The sequence below is a fragment of the Serratia sp. FDAARGOS_506 genome (assembly GCF_003812745.1).
Taxonomy (GTDB): Bacteria; Pseudomonadota; Gammaproteobacteria; order Enterobacterales; family Enterobacteriaceae; genus Serratia.
Genome location: NZ_CP033831.1, coordinates 4,353,948 through 4,372,055, shown reverse-complemented (window position 1 = coordinate 4,372,055; position 18,108 = coordinate 4,353,948). Strand labels below are relative to the sequence as shown.

16 protein-coding genes are annotated in these 18,108 nt (G+C 57.9%); 9 read left to right on the top strand and 7 right to left on the bottom strand.

The features are described 5' to 3' along the window. Positions 1–101 precede the first annotated feature (101 nt). Complete coding sequence (locus EGY12_RS21130; protein ID WP_123895260.1) at positions 102–1,031, top strand: LysR family transcriptional regulator; 930 nt, start codon at positions 102–104, stop codon at positions 1,029–1,031. Positions 1,032–1,510: 479 nt separating this feature from the next. Here EGY12_RS21130 and EGY12_RS21125 read toward each other — a convergent pair whose 3' ends face one another. The 4 genes from EGY12_RS21125 to fliD form a co-directional block, all read right to left on the bottom strand. Then, positions 1,511–2,371 carry a helix-turn-helix transcriptional regulator gene (locus tag EGY12_RS21125; protein ID WP_049200240.1) on the bottom strand — a complete coding sequence of 287 codons (861 nt, stop codon included), beginning with the start codon at positions 2,369–2,371 and terminating at the stop codon, positions 1,511–1,513. Between the two features lie 308 nt (positions 2,372–2,679). Beyond that, the gene (gene fliT / locus EGY12_RS21120; protein ID WP_049200239.1) at positions 2,680–3,048 is read right to left on the bottom strand and encodes a flagella biosynthesis regulatory protein FliT; all 369 of its coding nucleotides are present in this window, start codon (positions 3,046–3,048) and stop codon (positions 2,680–2,682) included. Then, entirely contained in the window at positions 3,048–3,458 is a 411-nt protein-coding gene (gene fliS / locus EGY12_RS21115) for a flagellar export chaperone FliS (protein ID WP_049200238.1), read from the bottom strand. The genes fliT and fliS overlap by 1 nt, the downstream gene beginning before the upstream one ends. Positions 3,459–3,483: 25 nt before the next feature. After that, positions 3,484–4,884 carry a flagellar filament capping protein FliD gene (gene fliD, locus EGY12_RS21110; RefSeq protein WP_123895259.1) on the bottom strand — a complete coding sequence of 467 codons (1,401 nt, stop codon included), beginning with the start codon at positions 4,882–4,884 and terminating at the stop codon, positions 3,484–3,486. A 281-nt stretch (positions 4,885–5,165) separates the two neighbouring features. On the opposite strand from fliD, the gene EGY12_RS21100 reads away from it, so the two are divergent. From EGY12_RS21100 to tcyN, 7 genes are all read left to right on the top strand, one after another. After that, positions 5,166–6,245: a FliC/FljB family flagellin gene (locus tag EGY12_RS21100; RefSeq protein WP_123895258.1), complete on the top strand. Its 1,080-nt coding sequence runs from the start codon at positions 5,166–5,168 to the stop codon at positions 6,243–6,245. A 183-nt stretch (positions 6,246–6,428) separates the two neighbouring features. After that, a complete protein-coding gene (locus EGY12_RS21095; protein ID WP_110158021.1) occupies positions 6,429–7,151 on the top strand; it encodes an RNA polymerase sigma factor FliA in 723 nt (240 codons plus the stop codon). 54 nt (positions 7,152–7,205) lie between these two features. Further along, complete coding sequence (fliZ, locus tag EGY12_RS21090; RefSeq protein WP_004934751.1) at positions 7,206–7,715, top strand: flagella biosynthesis regulatory protein FliZ; 510 nt, start codon at positions 7,206–7,208, stop codon at positions 7,713–7,715. A 126-nt stretch (positions 7,716–7,841) separates the two neighbouring features. Next, positions 7,842–8,834, top strand: coding sequence for a D-cysteine desulfhydrase (locus EGY12_RS21085; protein ID WP_123895257.1), 993 nt, complete (start codon positions 7,842–7,844; stop codon positions 8,832–8,834). A gap of 115 nt (positions 8,835–8,949) precedes the next feature. Then, on the top strand, positions 8,950–9,750 hold the full coding sequence (gene tcyJ / locus EGY12_RS21080) for a cystine ABC transporter substrate-binding protein (protein ID WP_123895256.1): 801 nt from the start codon (positions 8,950–8,952) through the stop codon (positions 9,748–9,750). Next, positions 9,750–10,412 (top strand): cystine ABC transporter permease, encoded by a 663-nt coding sequence (tcyL, locus tag EGY12_RS21075; protein WP_041035592.1) that lies wholly within the window; start codon positions 9,750–9,752, stop codon positions 10,410–10,412. The genes tcyJ and tcyL overlap by 1 nt, the downstream gene beginning before the upstream one ends. Before the next feature lie 3 nt (positions 10,413–10,415). After that, positions 10,416–11,168: an L-cystine ABC transporter ATP-binding protein TcyN gene (tcyN, locus tag EGY12_RS21070; protein ID WP_049197983.1), complete on the top strand. Its 753-nt coding sequence runs from the start codon at positions 10,416–10,418 to the stop codon at positions 11,166–11,168. 29 nt (positions 11,169–11,197) lie between these two features. Here the strand turns inward: tcyN and EGY12_RS21065 are convergent, their stop codons facing one another. The 3 genes from EGY12_RS21065 to putA form a co-directional block, all read right to left on the bottom strand. Further along, positions 11,198–11,611: a type II toxin-antitoxin system HicB family antitoxin gene (locus tag EGY12_RS21065; RefSeq protein ID WP_123895255.1), complete on the bottom strand. Its 414-nt coding sequence runs from the start codon at positions 11,609–11,611 to the stop codon at positions 11,198–11,200. Positions 11,612–11,622: 11 nt separating this feature from the next. Then, a complete protein-coding gene (locus tag EGY12_RS21060) occupies positions 11,623–11,826 on the bottom strand; it encodes a type II toxin-antitoxin system HicA family toxin (RefSeq protein WP_123895254.1) in 204 nt (67 codons plus the stop codon). 163 nt (positions 11,827–11,989) lie between these two features. Beyond that, positions 11,990–15,961, bottom strand: a complete 3,972-nt coding sequence (gene putA, locus EGY12_RS21055) for a trifunctional transcriptional regulator/proline dehydrogenase/L-glutamate gamma-semialdehyde dehydrogenase (protein WP_123895253.1) — start codon at positions 15,959–15,961, stop codon at positions 11,990–11,992. Between the two features lie 571 nt (positions 15,962–16,532). Here putA and putP point away from each other — a divergent pair. Beyond that, positions 16,533–18,017 carry a sodium/proline symporter PutP gene (putP, locus tag EGY12_RS21050; protein WP_123895252.1) on the top strand — a complete coding sequence of 495 codons (1,485 nt, stop codon included), beginning with the start codon at positions 16,533–16,535 and terminating at the stop codon, positions 18,015–18,017. The last annotated feature ends 91 nt before the right edge of the window (positions 18,018–18,108 follow it).

Below are 18,108 nucleotides of genomic sequence, written 5' to 3'. Positions count from 1 at the left end.
GTTTTCACCGGGGTTCCGGGATGACTGCAGGTTATCATTGCTTGAGGTTCACCAGTGGTGATAGGTTTTCACCTAATTGATTCCAGTTTGGAAACGATAAAATGAAAAGTGATCTCAGTGCGCTGCCGGCTTTTGTCGCCGTGGCGGAAGGCGGCAGTTTTGCCGCTGCCGCAGAAAAACTGCATTTGACGCGTTCAGCGGTCAGCAAAATCGTGTCGCGTCTGGAGGCTCGGCTCGGCGTGATGCTGTTTCTGCGCACCACGCGCAGCCTGAAGCTGACGGATGAAGGCGCGCTGTACTATGAGCACTGTCGGCAAGCGTTGGTTAGCATTCAGGCGGCGGAAAACCAGCTGGATAGCGGCAAGATGCAGGTCAGCGGCCGTCTCAGGGTCTCGGTGCCGGTGCTGTTCGGCCATTTGTGCATTGCGCCCGTGTTGACGGCGCTGGCGAATGAGCATCCCTTACTGACGCTGGAAATTTCATTCAGCGACCGCAGGATCGATCTGATCGACGAAGGGTTCGATCTGGCGGTTCGCATTGGCGAGCTGGCGGACAGTGGCAGCTTGGTTGCGCGGCGCTTGGGCGAACACGGCATGCTGCTGTGCGCCTCGCCCGATTATCTGCAGCGCTGCGGCGAGCCCAGAACGGTAGAGGCGTTAAGCCGACATCAGGCGGTGGGGTATCTGCACGCCGGCGCCGTGCTGCCCTGGCAGCTTCGCGGCGAACACGGCGAGCTGCGGCCGTTCAGGCCACCGGCCAAGATGATGATGGATGACATGCAGGGGATCGTCGATGCCGTTTCCGCCGGCGCCGGTATTGCCTGGCTGCCGGAGTGGTTGGTACGTGATCGGCTGGTGGCGGGGACGCTGGTGGAGATCATGCGCGGTGAGTCCAGCCTCAGTTTTCCGGTGAATGTTGTGTGGCCCTATATGCCTTACCAACCGCTCAAGGTACGGCTGGCGGTGGACAAACTGGTGGCGGAACTGCCGGGAAAATTGGCGCTTGCGGCGCCGTCGGTATCACAACGCTAAGCACTGGTGCCATAACTGACAGGAAGTGCGCGCTAATGTACCGAATAGAGGGACGAAAACGGTGCTGTCAGGCTTATTGAATGCGCAGGTGACCATTTATTATGGCCCGATTAGTAGGGTTATTATTCGAGGCAGGTCAATGAGCACGAAAAGCGAATCCAGATGGCGTCTGATCAGTATTTTAATGCTGACGATACTCGTCGTATTAATTGGCATTCTGGTTAAACTGGACTGAAGTCTGACCAGGCGATAAAAAGCCTGGTCGTTTTATTGTGCGGCAAGTAGACGCATCATATCTTCTTCATACAGTAATGCTAGCAGCCAGAGTCCCAACAACATTATTGCCAGAGAAAATAATCGCTTTTCATTTCGCATCGTTTAATTCGCTTTTCGGCGGTTCGACATTGCGTAGCGTATCTCAGCGTTGTTACAACTGTTAGGGACTTGTGCCAAATAAAGCTGTTTTGTTGCGCGTCTATTTATGTTTCTCCGGCGGCTATCGCTTCGATTCCCTGTGGGCCCGGTTCCATAATCCTTTGGTGACCGCGAATGGCGGTAGGCGCAAAACCGAAACGCTTGCGAAAACGTTCGGCGAAACGCGACGCGCTTTCATAGCCGACGTGTTGCGCGATGGCGGAGATCGGCCAGTCAGTCGATTGCAGCAGAGCCAGCGCGCTGCTCATGCGCACGTCGATCATCAGGTTGCGCAACGCGGTATTTTCCATCGACAGTTTGCGGCGCAACATCACTTCACTCATCGACAGGCTCTCCGCGACTTTGGCCGCCGTCCAAATACTGTGTGGATCGGTTGCCAGACAGCGGCGCACGCGCTGCGTCAGGTCTTTAGCCTCGTTGTGAATGAAGCGAATACCGAACTGGGCCAGCCACAACAGAATTTCCAGCATTTTGTGCCGCACGATGATGGTGGGAAAACGCTGCCGGAGCGCCAGCGCCAGGCTGGTGGTCTCAAAGCTGTGCTTCAGAGCGCAGGGCAGGTTACGCAGCGCCAGGACGGCATCGAACGGCATCGGAGCCGGCGTTTCCTGGGCCGGAGGCTGAATAGTGAGCAGCAGTGGGTCGCAGGTCAGCAACTGACAGCTAAAAACACCTTCTTCGGATGGGCCATTAATAATATCCACCGTTTGTCCCCCGTCGATAATCAACAGCTCGCCGGGATGAGCCACCACTTCGTGTTGTTGCCAGCGTACGCGCTTATGGCCTTGTTGTATTAGATACAGATGTGGTTGCTCAAAATAGACTGAAGGGAATAATAATTCAGTATGCTGAACGATGTGCGCTGAGGCACCAATTCCTGGACAGAGATTAATTGTACGTTCCATCGATATTCATTTCGCAGCCATTATCTGAGAATATCTTTACGCTTTGATCAGCGTTGGAGCAACATTTTTCCATAGGCCGTGAAACACAGCGGCGTGTTTTATCTATCAAAAATCAATTTCCTGCTGAACAGAAAACGTCCGTGTCGGGATGATGTTTATCCATTAAAGTGAGAGCAAGGCTCGAAGCGCGCATTTTACCAATTACCCATAAACTGAATAATTCAAATGCCATAGATTAATATCCTAACGTAACCCGAGAGTAATAGCGCATAGTGCTATTTAATCCATTTTCGTCAGTATTGTCGATCTTATCGGACCTGTGGTTCCCCCAGCAACAGCGCACGGTCATGAAATTGGCCATAGGTCGTGTTGACCACGTTCTGGCGCGTGGACTGCTCGATCAGCATTTTCAGCTCATCCATTCGCTGCTGTAACAGACGTTTGAGCTCGGTTTCGTTGTCGAGGATCTGTTGCAGCTTATTGCGCAACATCTCCTGCAGTGCCATTGACGGGCCGGCTTGCCCGGTAAAGGCGGCGGTTTTTTCCACCGCCGTCACATAGGCGAATTCGAGCTCGACGAGCTCCTCCCAGCGCCCGGTTTGCGCCAGCGCGATCATCTGGCTGCTCAGGCTATAAATTTGTTGATAAGCGGCTAACAGCTGCTGTTGACGTTCCATTACACGGCGTCCTGCGAAGGTTGGTAGTTGGGGCCGATCTGGCGCCAGGCGTCGGCGATGTTTTCCAGCAGTTTGACCACTTCGGCGATCGCCGCTTCGTCGTTGTGCAGGTTGGCCTGCATTAACCGACGCTTCATGTAGTCGTACAACGCCGCCAGATTTTCGGCGATCTCGCCGCCCTGCTGAGGGTCCAGGCCGCCTTTAAGGCCGTTATCGATGATGTTGATGGCTTTGGACAGCGCCATGCCTTTGCCGGCGATATCGCCCTGGTTCATCAGGATGCGTGCGCGAAGCAGGGCGCTGAGCGCCCCGTCGAACAACATCACGATTAACTGGTGCGGGCTGGCGCTCATGGCGCCGCTTTCCAGACTGACCTGTGCATAGGCCTGAGTGCCGCTTCTGTTATACATGTTGTTTCTTTACCTGGTTAAAGGGTTACTTGAACTGTTGGGTCAAATAGTTACTGGTGCCGTTCATTTTCGACATCATGGTATCCAGCTGAACGAATTGCTGCTTATAGCGGTCGATGGTGCTCTGAATGCTGGCTGAAACCGTAGTGATCTGGCCGTTCAGGCGATCGAGGTTGGTGTTGATGCTCTTGGTCGAGTTCTCGATGATGCCGCCGGATTTGATGTAATTCTGGATCTCGTTGTGGATCTCGGTGGCCATGCCGGTGTCTTTGCCGTTGCCGACGAAGAAATTGCTGACCTGATCCGGTTTTTCATCCAGCGCTTTCTTCAGCTTGGCGCTGTCGATTTCCAGCTTGCCGGTCTTGGTGTTGGTGGAGATGCCCAGGTTGCCGAGGCCTTTCAGCTCCGGGTTGTCCTGTGCGGCGCTCAGCGCGCTTTTGATAGAAGACTGAATGCCGCGCAGGGTGTTGTCGCCGAGCAGCGGGCCATTGCTGGGGTTTGGCGCTTCGCCGGTTTTCACCGGGGTATATTTGGTCAGTGAATTAAAGGTGTCCAACAGCGAGTTATAGCTGTCGACCCACTCTTTAATCTTGTCGGTGGTGCCGGCGGTATTGCTGCTGATCACCAGGTTTTGCGGCTCGGCGTCTTTGGTTTTGGTCTTCAGATCGATGGTGACGCCCTGCAGAGCATCGCTGATCGAGTTGGTGCTGCGTTTGATATCCGTGCCGTTCACTTTCAGCTGTGCATCTTGCGGCGCCACCGTCTGTTTCATGGCGGTGCCGGTGCCGCGCGTGGCGTTGTAGTTCAGGATATCGCCCAGTTTGTCGTCATTGTCGACCTGGAGGGTGATCTTGTTGTTCTCGCCGGTCGTCGAGGAGCTGATCGCCAACTGATAGTCGTTGTCACCGACGCGCATGATGCTGGCGGTCACGCCGGCCTTGGCGCCGTTGATGGCGTCACGCAGTTCCACCAGCGAGGTTTGGTCGTCGCTGAGAGGGATCTTGGTTTCTTTCGGCGGGTTACCGGCGGTGATGGTCAGAGAACGGTCCGTCGCGCCGTCGGTGCCTAACTTAGCCGTTTGCTCGCTGATGGGGGCCTGGGTGGTCAGGGTTTGCGCCTGCGCCAGCTGCTTTACTTCCACCACGTAGTTGCCCGGCACCGCCTTGGCGTTGGTGGTGATCTTGAAGGCGTCGTGTTCAGTGGCGGTGGTGCCCTTGAAGAAGTCTTCTTTCGCCATCTCTTTGTTGAGATTGTCGAACTTTTCCAGCGCACCCTTGAGCGTGCCGTAACCGGTCAACTGGGCGTTATAGCTGGATTGCTTGGTGGTGTAAGGGGTCAGGCGCTGTTGTTCCGCTTTGGTCAGCTTGTCCAGCAAGCCGTTGAGGTCGAGTCCTGAGCCGAGACCTAATGAACTGATCGTTGCCATGAGTAATTCTCCTTGATTATGACTTTATTCGCTTTACGCGTTATCGGCCCAGTGATGAAAAAGTTTACCGAAAAAAACAAAAAGCCTATGGCGCAATAGAAGAGGGAAAAACCGCGCTATTTCCGCCATTGCCGCCGGCGCAAAAAAATTTAAAAAAATTCTAAAGGTTGTTAGGGGAGGGCCGATACCTGAGGGGACGGTGGTTGACGCCGTGGGCAAACAAGCCCGAACCTTTTAACTGTGTTGCGAAGAACGCAACTGACTCGTAAGGAAAGCAAACAATGGCACAAGTAATCAACACTAACAGCCTGTCTCTGATGGCGCAGAACAACCTGAACAAATCTCAGTCTTCTCTGGGTACTGCGATTGAGCGTCTGTCTTCCGGTCTGCGTATCAACAGCGCTAAAGACGACGCTGCGGGTCAGGCGATCTCTAACCGTTTCACCGCGAACATCAAAGGCCTGACTCAGGCTTCTCGCAACGCCAACGACGGTATCTCTCTGGCGCAGACCACTGAAGGCGCACTGAACGAAGTTAACGACAACCTGCAGAACATCCGTCGCCTGTCTGTACAGGCGCAGAACGGTTCCAACTCTTCCAGCGACCTGAAATCTATCCAGGACGAAATCACTCAGCGCCTGTCTGAAATCAATCGCATCTCCGAGCAGACTGACTTCAACGGCGTGAAAGTGCTGAGCAGCGATCAGAAACTGACCATCCAGGTTGGCGCTAACGATGGTGAAACCATCGATATCGATCTGAAAAAAATCGATGCTAAAGAACTGGGCCTGGATAAGTTCGATATCACAACTAAAGGTACTAAAGTTGGCGGCGCAGTAACCGACGGGTCAACTATTAAATATAAAGATGGTACCGATACTGTTGATGCAAAAGTAAAAGTTGATACCACGTCCATCAAAGATGGCGATAAATTGGTCAGCGGTACCGACAAAGATGGCGCGACTGTGTATATGGTTGAATCAACTGCTAAAGATGGCACTAAATCTTACGTTGAAGCAAAAGCAGCATATGACAACACAAGTGGCACCGTGACTTTCACCAAAGACACTAAAACAGTCGATGACGTGCAAAATCCACTGGCTACCTTGGACAAAGCGCTGGCACAGGTTGACGGCCTGCGTTCTTCCCTGGGTGCGGTACAGAACCGTTTCGACTCTGTTATCAACAACCTGAACAGCACCGTTAACAACCTGTCCGCTTCTCAGTCTCGTATCCAGGATGCTGACTACGCGACCGAAGTGTCCAACATGAGCCGTGCCAACATCCTGCAACAGGCTGGCACCTCTGTTCTGGCACAGGCTAACCAGTCTACTCAGAACGTGCTGTCCCTGCTGCGTTAATCGTCTCTCCCGATTAACTGTCGCAAAGAAACCCCGCTTCGGCGGGGTTTTTTTTATGCTCGCGCATCGCGCGGTTATTACATGGCGCAAATAAAGCCCGTTTTGTGCGACTGTTCAGCCGATTGGCATTCCGCCCCCTACGCATAATAGCGCTGACTCTCTTATCCGCAGGTTTAAGACATAGTGAGCGATCTGTATACCGCCGAAGGCGTGATGGACAAAAATTCTCTCTGGCTGCGCTACGTCCCGTTAGTGCGCCACGAGGCGTTGCGCCTGCAGGTCAGGCTGCCCGCCAGCGTGGAGCTCGACGACTTGCTGCAGGCCGGGGGAATCGGGCTATTGAACGCCGTTGAGCGTTATGACGCCCTACAGGGAACCGCCTTTACCACCTATGCGGTGCAACGCATTCGCGGCGCGATGCTCGACGAGTTGCGCAGCCGCGACTGGGTGCCACGCAGCGTGCGGCGCCATGCGCGCGAGGTCGCGCAGGTGATGCGGCAACTGGAACAGCGTTACGGCCGCCCGGCGAGCGAGACGGAAGTGGCGCAGGCGCTGGACATCTCGCTGGATGAGTACCGTCAAATTCTGTTGGACACCAATAACAGCCAGCTTTTCTCCTACGACGAATGGCGCGAGGAGCATGGCGAGAACGCGGAACCGATGCTGGAAGGGCATGAAGAGGCCAATCCGCTGCATCACCTGTTGGAAGGCAGCCTGCGCCAGCGGGTGATCGACGCCATCGAGGCGTTGCCGGAGCGCGAAAAAATGGTGCTGACGCTGTATTACCAGGAAGAGTTGAATCTCAAAGAGATCGGCGCCGTGCTGGACGTTGGGGAATCCCGCGTCAGCCAACTGCACAGTCAGGCGATCAAACGGCTGCGCGCGCGGCTGGCGAATGATACCTGACGGCGGCCGCCGCCCCTCAACTCGATGACCCATGCGACAACCGGACTGCCCCTTATGCCAGGAATACTGTTGAAAAAACGGCCGCTTAGCCGTTACCTGAAAGACTACAAGCACAGCCAGACCCATTGCTCCCAGTGCGGCAAACTGTTGGACCGCATGGCGCTGGTGTTTCGCGGCAAAATCATCAATAAAGAAGCCATCGCGCGCATGGATCAGCCGATCGACGATGCGGTCTGGCAAAACGTGCAGCACGAGCTGACCGCGCTGTGCCGCTTCTGCAGTGAGATCTCCTGCAACAGCCATCCGAGCTATTTCGACATCATGGCGTTCAAACAGTATCTGTTCGAACAGACTGAGATGAGCCACAGCACCATCCGCGAGTACGTGGTGCGGCTGCGCCGGCTGGACGAAATGCTGGTGGCGCGCAATTACCCGGCGGACAAGTTTGCCAACAGCGCCAGCCATCAGCGCATCATCGACGATCTGCCTACCGCGGCGCACAATAACTACCGCATCGCGCTGCGCAAATACGATCAGTATCTCGCCTGGCAGCGCAGCTACTGAGACTTTTCCCCGGCCGTTGAGCTGGGGCCTGCTGTTCCCCCCGTGATAAAGGATGATTATTCAGTTCACATCTGATAAACCTATCGCTTATCTGATGTTGATACTCGATTCCCTGGGGGGAAAGTAGTGAACCTGCAACAACAACTGGCGCAATTTCCGCGTCTGGATCTGGTTGGCACCGCCACACCGCTGGAAAAGCTGTCCCGTCTCTCCGATTACCTCGGCCGCGAAATCTACCTTAAACGTGACGATGTCACCCCTATGGCAATGGGTGGCAACAAGCTGAGAAAGCTTGAGTTCCTGGCCGCCGACGCGTTGCGTCAAGGCGCCGATACGCTGGTCACCGCCGGTGCCATTCAATCCAACCACGTGCGCCAGACGGCGGCGGTGGCGGCGAAACTGGGCCTGCACTGCGTCGCGCTGTTGGAGAATCCTATCGACACTCGTGCGGAAAACTACCTGACCAACGGCAACCGCCTGTTGCTCGGCCTGTTCAACGTCGAGGTGGTGATGTGCGAAGCGCTGCACGATCCGCAGCAGCAGCTGGCGGAACTGGCGACGCGCATTGAGGCGCAGGGCTTTCGCCCTTACGTGGTGCCGGTGGGCGGTTCCAATGCCCTGGGCGCGCTGGGATACGTGCAGTGCGCATTGGAAATCGCCGAACAGAGCCAACGCAGCAACGTGGCGTTCAGCTCAGTGGTGGTGGCATCCGGCAGCGCCGGTACCCACGCCGGACTGGCGGTGGGGCTGCAGCAGCTGCTGCCGGAAACTGAGCTGATCGGCGTGACGGTCTCGCGCACGGTGATCGATCAGCTGCCGAAGGTGGAACAGATTCAGAAAGCTCTGGCCTGTTCGCTGAATATCGACGAACTGGCGCCGATCGCACTGTGGGATGATTACTTTGCGCCGCAGTACGGCATGCCGAACGAAGAGGGCATGGCGGCGGTGCAGCTGCTGGCGCAGCAAGAGGGCGTGTTGCTGGATCCGGTATACACCGGCAAAGCGATGGCCGGTTTGATCGACGGCATTGCCCAGCGGCGTTTTCGTGATGAAGGCCCTATTCTGTTCGTTCACACCGGCGGTGCGCCGGCGTTGTTCGCCTATCATCCGCAGGTGTAAATACCGCTTGTTATTCCATTTTGAACTATATTTATAAAGTTATATTCCTTTATGCGGGCGGTCGCACTGTTAAAGTGCTGATATCAAAAAAGATAAATAACACACAGGGGTGTTTATGATGTTTGCGAAAGTTCGTCGTCAATGGTTGTTGGGCGTAGTGGGCGTCGCGTTGGCCGCCGGTTTGGCGACCCAAACCTACGCTGCCGACAATCTGCTACAGCAGGTGAAACAGCGTGGCACGCTGATCGTCGGCCTGGAGGGCACCTATCCGCCGTTCAGCTTCCAGGGGGAAGACGGCAAGTTGACCGGTTTCGAAGTGGATTTCGCCAACGCGCTGGCGGAACATCTGGGCGTGAAAGCCAAGCTGAACCCGACCAAGTGGGACGGCATGCTGGCTTCGCTGGATTCGAAGCGTATCGACGTGGTCATCAACCAGGTGACTATCTCCGATGAACGCAAGAAGAAATATGACTTCTCCACCCCATACACCGTTTCCGGTATTCAGGCGCTGGTGAAAAAAGGCAACGAAAGCACCATCACCAAACCGGAAGACCTGAAGGGCAAGAAGGTCGGCGTTGGCTTGGGTACCAACTATGAGCAATGGTTGCGCGAGAATGTGCAGGGCGTGGACGTGCGCACCTACGACGACGACCCGACCAAGTATCAGGATCTGCGCGTTGGCCGCATCAACGCCATTCTGGTGGATCGCCTGGCTGCGCTGGATCTGGTGAAGAAAACCGGCGACACGCTGGCGGTAGCCGGCCCGGCGTTTTCTCGTCAGGAGTCCGGCGTGGCGCTGCGCAAGAACAACCCAGAGCTGCTGGCCGCGATTGACCAAGCGATCGCCGAGATGCAAAAAGACGGCACGATGGCGAAGATCTCCGAGAAATGGTTTGGCGCGGACGTAACTAAATAATGCACGAAAGTATTCAACTGGCGCTGGATTCAGCGCCATTTTTATTGAAGGGCGCAATACTGACGCTTCAGCTCAGCCTGGGCGGCATGGCGTTGGGGTTGCTGCTCGGTTTTCTGCTGGCGCTGATGCGCCTTTCACCGCTGTGGCCGCTGGCGTGGCTGTCGCGTATCTATGTGTCGCTGTTTCGCGGCACGCCGTTGATCGCCCAGCTGTTTATGATCTATTACGGTTTGCCGCAGTTCGGTATCGAGTTCGATCCCTTCCCGGCGGCGCTGATTGGCCTGTCGCTCAATACCGCCGCCTACACCTCGGAAACGCTGCGTGCGGCCATTTCGTCCATCGACAAAGGGCAGTGGGAAGCCGCTGCCAGCATCGGCATGACTCGCTGGCAGACCCTGCGTCGGGTGATCCTGCCGCAGGCGGCGCGCACCGCCTTGCCGCCGCTGGGCAACAGCTTTATCGGCCTGGTGAAAGACACCTCGCTGGCCGCCACCATTCAGGTGCCGGAACTGTTCCGTCAGGCGCAGCTGATCACCTCGCGCACGCTGGAAGTGTTTACCATGTACCTGGCGGCATCGCTGATTTACTGGGTGATGGCGACCCTGCTTTCCGCACTGCAAAACCGTCTGGAAGCCCACGTTAATCGCCAGGATCAGGAGTAACGCATGAGTGCCATTGAAGTTAAGCAATTGACCAAGCAGTTCAAGGGGCAGACGGTGCTGCATGGGATCGATCTGGCGGTGGATGCCGGCGAAGTGGTGGCGATCATTGGGCCGAGCGGCTCGGGGAAAACCACCTTATTGCGTTGCATCAACCTGCTGGAGGAGCCGGATTCCGGCACCATTCGCGTCGGCGATATCCTGATCGACGGCAGCAAACCGCTGAGCAAACAGAAGAGTCAGGTGCGGGCGCTGCGTCAGCAGGTCGGTTTCGTGTTCCAGAACTTCAACCTGTTCCCGCACCGTTCGGTGTTGGAAAACATCATCGAAGGGCCGGTGATCGTCAAGGGTGAGGCGAAAGCCAGCGCGGAACAACGTGCCCGCGCGTTGCTGGCCAAGGTGGGGTTGAGCGGCAAAGAGCAGGCTTATCCGCGGCGGCTGTCCGGCGGCCAACAGCAGCGGGTGGCTATTGCGCGCGCGCTGGCGATGCAGCCGGAGGTGATTTTGTTTGATGAACCGACGTCGGCGCTCGATCCCGAGCTGGTGGGGGAAGTGCTCAATACCATGCGTTCATTGGCGGAAGAGAAACGCACCATGGTGATCGTCACCCATGAGATGAGTTTCGCCCGCGACGTGGCCGACCGGGTTATCTTTATGGACCACGGCCGCATCGTCGAGCAAGGCCCGGCCAAAGCGCTGTTCGCCAACCCGCAGCACCAGCGTACTCAGCAATTCCTCGACAAATTCCTGAATCAATAAGGCGGCGGGGGAGCCTCCCCCGACCGCATTCACTCAGTTTTCAATAATTCGTTTCGCGCAGCGGCGGCGAGAAACCCGCTGCGGCTGCCGTATCCTGGATGTTGCCGAACCAGAGAGTCAATGCGACTTAACAGGCGCTGGGGCAAGGTGATGTTAATCCGTTCGGCCCGACCGTCAAATTTATCCATATTGATAGCGACCAATAACCATTGTCCACCCTCGAAAGAGCCCGCACCTTTGGCAAGATGGGCAGCGACGGCATGCGGGCGCGGTATCGGTTGATTGTCTTCGCTCAACAACTCAAAGTGCGCATCCAGTGCGCTTTGGGCATCGATAAAAGCGTCGTCCAGGCTAGCGCCGGCGAAGTAGCAGCCAGGGACGTCGGGAAAGAAACCGCTGGCGCTGCCGTTTGACTCTGTATGGATATAAGCGGGATAAAACATGGTCTCTCCTGTTAACGCGTGGCGATGTGAAGCGCACTCAACCCCGCGTCTTTAAGTATCTGCCGCAGCGTGCCCAGCTTTAGATCTTTCTTTGGGGGCGGTACGGTGATGATCAGCGCAAAATCGGGATGTTTGAATTGATGGTGGCTACCTTTTACCCGCCGCAATACCCAACCGTGGCTTTCCAGTAACGCAATCAGTTCTGCACTCTTCACGATGTTATCGTCCTTAATCTACACACCATACACACTCTCAGGTAAGGAGATTAATACGCTAACGGCTGACCGGGCTGCGGACAATAAAAAACCCTGCACAGGTGCAGGGTTTGCGTGGCGGTATGCAAATCAGGCGGCAACGCATTGCCGCCTTGACTAAGCGTTAACCGATGGTCATCAGGCTGGCGTTACCGCCGGCGGCGGCAGTGTTGACGCTCAGAGAACGCTCGATCAGCAGGCGTTCCAACAGGATGTTGGTTTCACCGTGGGCAAAGCCCTGCACCGAGACGATCGCGCCGCCGCGCTGCGCGATCTGCTCGCACAAGGTGCGCAGCTGATCGGCATCGCCGTGATAGATGGCGGCGTCGAACTCGACCTTGTCCTGCTGCCAATCTTTGCTGAAGGCGATGCGCGCCTGTACATCGTTCGGCAAGCGGCGGAACAGGTTGCGTTGCAGTTCCGCTTCCGGCCACAGCGCGCTGCTGCCGACCGCCAGCACGGCGGCCAGTTGGATCAGCGCGTCGGTTTCGTTATCCGCCAGGCATAGCACGCGTTCACGCGGCAGCAGGGCATAGGTATTGCGCTCGCCGGTCGGGCCCGGCAGCGGGCGCACGGTGCCGCCCTGGCCCAGTTCCGCATAGCGCTGCGCCAATGCCGCCAGTTCGCCGTGTTGGCTGGTGATCGCCCATTTTTCCAGCGATTGCAGCGCGCCCAACAGCTGCGGCCGCGCGGTGGCTTCCATCGGGCGCTCTTCGTCCTGACGATGCAGCGTGCGCTGCAGCGCGTCGTCCGGACGGTTAGCCAGCAGACGGTACAGGTACAGCGGGCCGCCGGCTTTCGGACCGGTGCCCGACAGGCCTTCGCCGCCGAACGGCTGTACGCCGACCACCGCACCGACCATGTTACGGTTGACGTACAGGTTGCCAACCTTGGCGCGTTCGGTCACTCGCGCGATGGTTTCATCGATACGGGTGTGAATGCCCAGCGTCAGGCCATAACCGGCGGCATTGATCTGATCGACCAGCGCGTCCAGATTGTTGCGCTGGAAGCGCACCACGTGCAGCACCGGGCCAAAGATCTCCTTTTGCAGCTCGTCGAAGCTGTCGAGTTCGATCAGCGTCGGTTTGATGAAGGTGCCGCGCGCCCACTCTTTCTCATCCTGCGCGCTGCCTTTGGCGGCCTGGTAAACCTTGCGGCCTTTGGCGCGCATCGCCTGGATGTGGCGTTCGATGCCGGTTTTGGCTTCGGCGTCGATCACCGGGCCCACGTCGGTAGACAGGCGCTCTGGGTTGCCCATGCGGCATTCGGCCATCGCGCCGCGCAGCATTTGCAGCGTGTGCTCGGCCACGTCTTCCTGAATGCACAGGATACGCAGCGCGGAGCAGCGCTGGCCAGCGCTGTCGAAGGCGGAGGCCACTACGTCGGTCACGACCTGTTCGGTCAGGGCCGAAGAGTCGACGATCATGGCGTTCAGGCCGCCGGTTTCGGCGATCAGCGGTGTCGGACGGCCTTGCGGATCCAGACGACCGGCGATGCTGCGCTGCAGAATGCCGGCGACGTCGGTGGAGCCGGTGAACATCACGCCGCGGACGCGGGCATCGTTGACCAGCGTCGAGCCGACGGTTTCACCCTGGCCCGGCAGCAGCTGCAGCACGCCTTGCGGAATGCCGGCTTCCAGCAGGATACGCACCGCCTGCGCGGCCACCAGCGGCGTTTGCTCGGCCGGTTTGGCCAACACGCTGTTGCCCGCCGCCAGCGCGGCGGCGATTTGGCCGGTGAAGATCGCCAGCGGGAAGTTCCACGGGCTGATGCAGACCACCGGACCCAGTGGGCGGTGGCTGTCGTTGGCGAAATCGTCGCGCACCTGGCCGGCGTAGTAGTGCAGGAAATCGACCGCTTCGCGCACTTCGGCGATGGCGTTGTTGAAGGTTTTACCCGCTTCGCGCACCAGAATGCCCAGCAGGCTTTGCAGCTGGCTTTCCATCAGCTCTGCAGCGCGTTCGAGGATCGCGGCGCGCTCCGTCGGCGGCGTAGCGAACCAGATTGGGCCGGCGGCCGCAGCGGCGTCGAGCGCACGGCTGACTTCGCCTTCGGTAGCTTCACGCACGTAGCCGACCACATCGCCCGGCTCGGCCGGGTTGATCACCGGTTGCTCCACGCCCTGATCCAATTCGGCGTCGATGATCGGTTCCGCGCGCCATGGATGGCTGGCGCTGGTGAGCAGGGCGCTGGAGAGCGAGGCCAGACGCTGTTCGTTAGACAAATCCAGACCGCTGGAGTTGGTGCGCTTCTCGCCGTACAGCTCGCGCGGCAGCGGAATGCGTGGATGTGGCAGGCCAATCTGGCCTTCGCTGGCCGCCAGCGCTTCCACGGCGCTGACCGGATCGGCCACCAGCTCGTCGAGCGGCAGGGTGGCATCGGCGATGCGGTTGACGAACGAGGTATTGGCGCCGTTTTCCAGCAGGCGACGTACCAGATACGCCAGTAGCGTTTCATGGGTGCCGACCGGCGCATAGATGCGGCAAGGGCGGTTCAGCTTGCCGTCGGCCACTTTCCCCACCACCTGTTCGTACAGCGGCTCACCCATGCCGTGCAGGCACTGGAACTCATACTGGCCAGGGTAGTAGTTGTTGCCGGCCAGGTGATAAATGGCGCTCAAGGTATGGGCGTTGTGGGTCGCGAACTGCGGATAGATCAGGTTCGGCACCGACAGCAGTTTGCGGGCGCAAGCCAGGTAGGAAACGTCGGTATAGACCTTGCGGGTGTAAACCGGGTAGCCTTCCAGGCCGTCCATCTGAGCGCGTTTGATTTCGCTGTCCCAGTAGGCGCCTTTCACCAGGCGGATCATCAGGCGACGGCGGCTGCGTTGCGCCATGTCGATCACGGCATCGATGGCGAACGGACAACGTTTTTGGTAGGCCTGGATCACGAAGCCGATGCCATTCCAGCCGGCCAGCTGCGGTTCAAAGCACAGCTTCTCCAGCAGATCGAGCGAGATCTCCAGACGGTCGGCTTCTTCGGCGTCGATGTTGATGCCGATATCGTACTGACGCGCCTGCAGGGTCAGCGACAGCAGGCGCGGGTAGAGCTCTTCCATGACGCGTTCGTACTGCGCGCGGCTGTAGCGCGGGTGCAGGGCGGACAGCTTGATGGAGATGCCGGGGCCTTCATAGATGCCGCGGCCGTTGGAGGCCTTGCCGATGGCATGGATCGCCTGCTGGTAGGAAACCAGGTAGGCCTGCGCGTCGGCTTCGGTCAGGGCGGCTTCGCCCAGCATGTCGTAGGAGTAGCGGAAGCCTTTTTCTTCTAGTTTGCGCGCGTTGGCCAGTGCTTCGGCGATGGTTTCGCCGGTCACGAATTGTTCGCCCATCAGGCGCATCGCCATGTCCACGCCTTTGCGGATCAGCGGTTCGCCGCTCTTGCTGATAATGCGGTTCAGCGAACGGGACAGATTGGCTTCGTTATGCGTGGACACCAGCTTGCCGGTGAACAGTAGGCCCCAGGTGGCGGCGTTGACGAACAGCGACGGGCTGCGCCCCAGGTGCGAGTGCCAGTTGCCGTTGCTGATCTTGTCGCGGATCAGGGCATCGCGGGTTGGTTTATCCGGAATACGCAGCAGCGCTTCCGCCAGGCACATCAGTGCCACGCCTTCCTGCGAGGAGAGGGAGAACTCTTGCAGCAGGCCTTGCACCATGCCGGCGCGGCCGTTTGCACTTTTTTGGTTACGCAACTTCTCGGCGATGCCATAGGCCATTTTGTGAGTAGCCTGAGCAAGATCGGCGGGCAATCGCGCCTGTTCGAGCAACATCGGCACCGCTTCGGTCTCCGGGCGGCGATAGGCTGCGGTGATGGCGGCGCGAGTAACCGACTGCGGCAGAATTTGTTCGGCGAAATCGAGGAATGGTTGGTGTGACTCTTCCTGCGCTTGCGGCATAATGTCGTCCGCTTCAGCCTGGCCCGCAGCGGCCAGCGCTGGAATTTCAGGAATATCGGTACCGCTCTCGAGACGCTCGAGGTAATTAAAGATGGCCTGCTTGATGAGCCAGTGCGGCGTGCGATCGATGCGCTGCGCGGCGCTCTTGATCCGGTCGCGTGTTGCCTCGTCGAGTTTCACGCCCATTGTGGTAGTGCCCATGCCTGTCCAACTCCTGTGTTTAGAACCTATCCCATCAGGCTAGACAAACAGCAGGTCGGAAAGCCTGTTGGGATAGGTTCGTGAGATGTGTGGTGTCAAGAATGCTGACAATATCCTGCATGTTGCAACTTTGTGCAACCTTGTTAAATCAGGCTGATGAGCGAAGTGTGAGTTTCATCGATTTTTTAACATGGGCAGTTGGCACGAATGTTGCGTTATTGAGCGAATGCGGCGGGGTTTATGCTGCCGCAGACGCTTTACCTTGCGCTATATAAGGGTAATAACCAGGTGCAACTCATTTTGCTTGTCGTGAGTGCAACCTTTGGGCCCGGTAAATGTGACGCAGGGTAAACTTTGTGTAACTTTGTTGTTAAATATCTTGTTGGTTGATGAAAGGCTCATCTAGGATAACCGACGGTCAACAATTACGGGCAGAAACTATTTTACCTGCACTTGCTCGCAGGCTGCGCCACGTTCCGGTGCGGCGGCCAGTGAAATGCATTGCGCGTGGGTTTACCGGCGCCGGCTTGGCCGGAGCGAAACGCGAATAATAATGAAAGTGGAGAATTAAATGACAATGAGCACACCTATGCTGGTGACCTTCCTGGTGTACATTTTCGGGATGGTGCTGATCGGCCTGCTTGCCTACCGGGCAACCAACAACTTTGATGACTATATTCTCGGCGGCCGCAGTTTGGGCAGCGTGGTGACCGCGCTGTCCGCCGGCGCTTCCGACATGAGCGGCTGGTTGCTGATGGGCCTGCCGGGCGCCATCTTCCTCTCCGGCATCTCCGAAAGCTGGATCGCTATCGGCCTGACCATCGGCGCTTACCTGAACTGGAAGCTGGTGGCAGGAAGGCTGCGCGTACATACCGAAGCCAACAACAACGCCCTGACGCTGCCGGACTATTTCACCAGCCGCTTTGAAGACAACAGCAAGCTGCTGCGCGTGATCTCGGCCATCGTCATCCTGGTGTTCTTCACCATTTACTGCGCCTCCGGCATCGTAGCCGGCGCGCGCCTGTTCGAAAGCACCTTCGGCATGAGCTACGAAACCGCCCTGTGGGCCGGCGCCGCAGCGACCATCCTCTACACCTTTATCGGCGGTTTCCTGGCGGTGAGCTGGACCGACACCGTGCAGGCCAGCCTGATGATTTTCGCGCTGATCCTGACGCCGGTGATCGTGATCTTCGCCGTCGGCGGCATCGATACCTCGATGCTGGTGATCCAGGCGCAGAACCCGGCCAACCTCGACATGCTGAAGGGGCTGAACTTTGTCGCCATCCTGTCGCTGCTGGGTTGGGGCCTGGGCTACTTCGGCCAGCCGCACATCCTGGCGCGTTTCATGGCGGCGGATTCTCACCGCACCATCCGCAGCGCGCGCCGCATCAGTATGACCTGGATGATCCTGTGCCTGGCCGGCACCATCGCCGTCGGTTTCTTCGGGATCGCTTATTTCGCCAACAACCCGGAGCAAGCCGGTAACGTGTCGCAGAACGGCGAACGCGTGTTCATCGAACTGGCGATGCTGCTGTTCAACCCATGGGTGGCCGGCGTGCTGCTGTCGGCGATTCTGGCGGCGGTCATGAGTACCCTGAGCTGCCAGCTGCTGGTGTGCTCCAGCGCGATCACCGAAGATTTGTATAAGGCGTTCCTGCGCAAAGGCGCCAGCCAGCGCGAGCTGGTGTGGGTCGGCCGCGTGATGGTGCTGGTGGTGGCGTTGATCGCCATCGCATTGGCGGCCAACCCGGAGAACCGCGTGCTGGGCCTGGTGAGCTACGCCTGGGCCGGTTTCGGCGCCGCCTTCGGCCCGGTTGTGCTGATTTCGGTGATGTGGTCGCGCATGACCCGTAACGGTGCGCTGGCCGGTATGCTGGTCGGTGCAGTGACGGTAATTGTCTGGAAACAGTACGAGTGGCTGGGCCTGTATGAAATCATCCCGGGCTTTATCCTGGGCTGCCTGGCCATCGTGGTAGTGAGCCTGATGGGCCGCCAGCCTTCCGCCACCATGACCGAGCGTTTCGATCAGGCGGAAGCCGAGTACAAAACGGTGTAACTGCCGTTCGATGTCAGTCAGTAAGGGCGCGCAGAGCGCCCTTTTTTTTGCCTGCTTAACACCACCACCCGGCTGTAACACCTGGCGACAT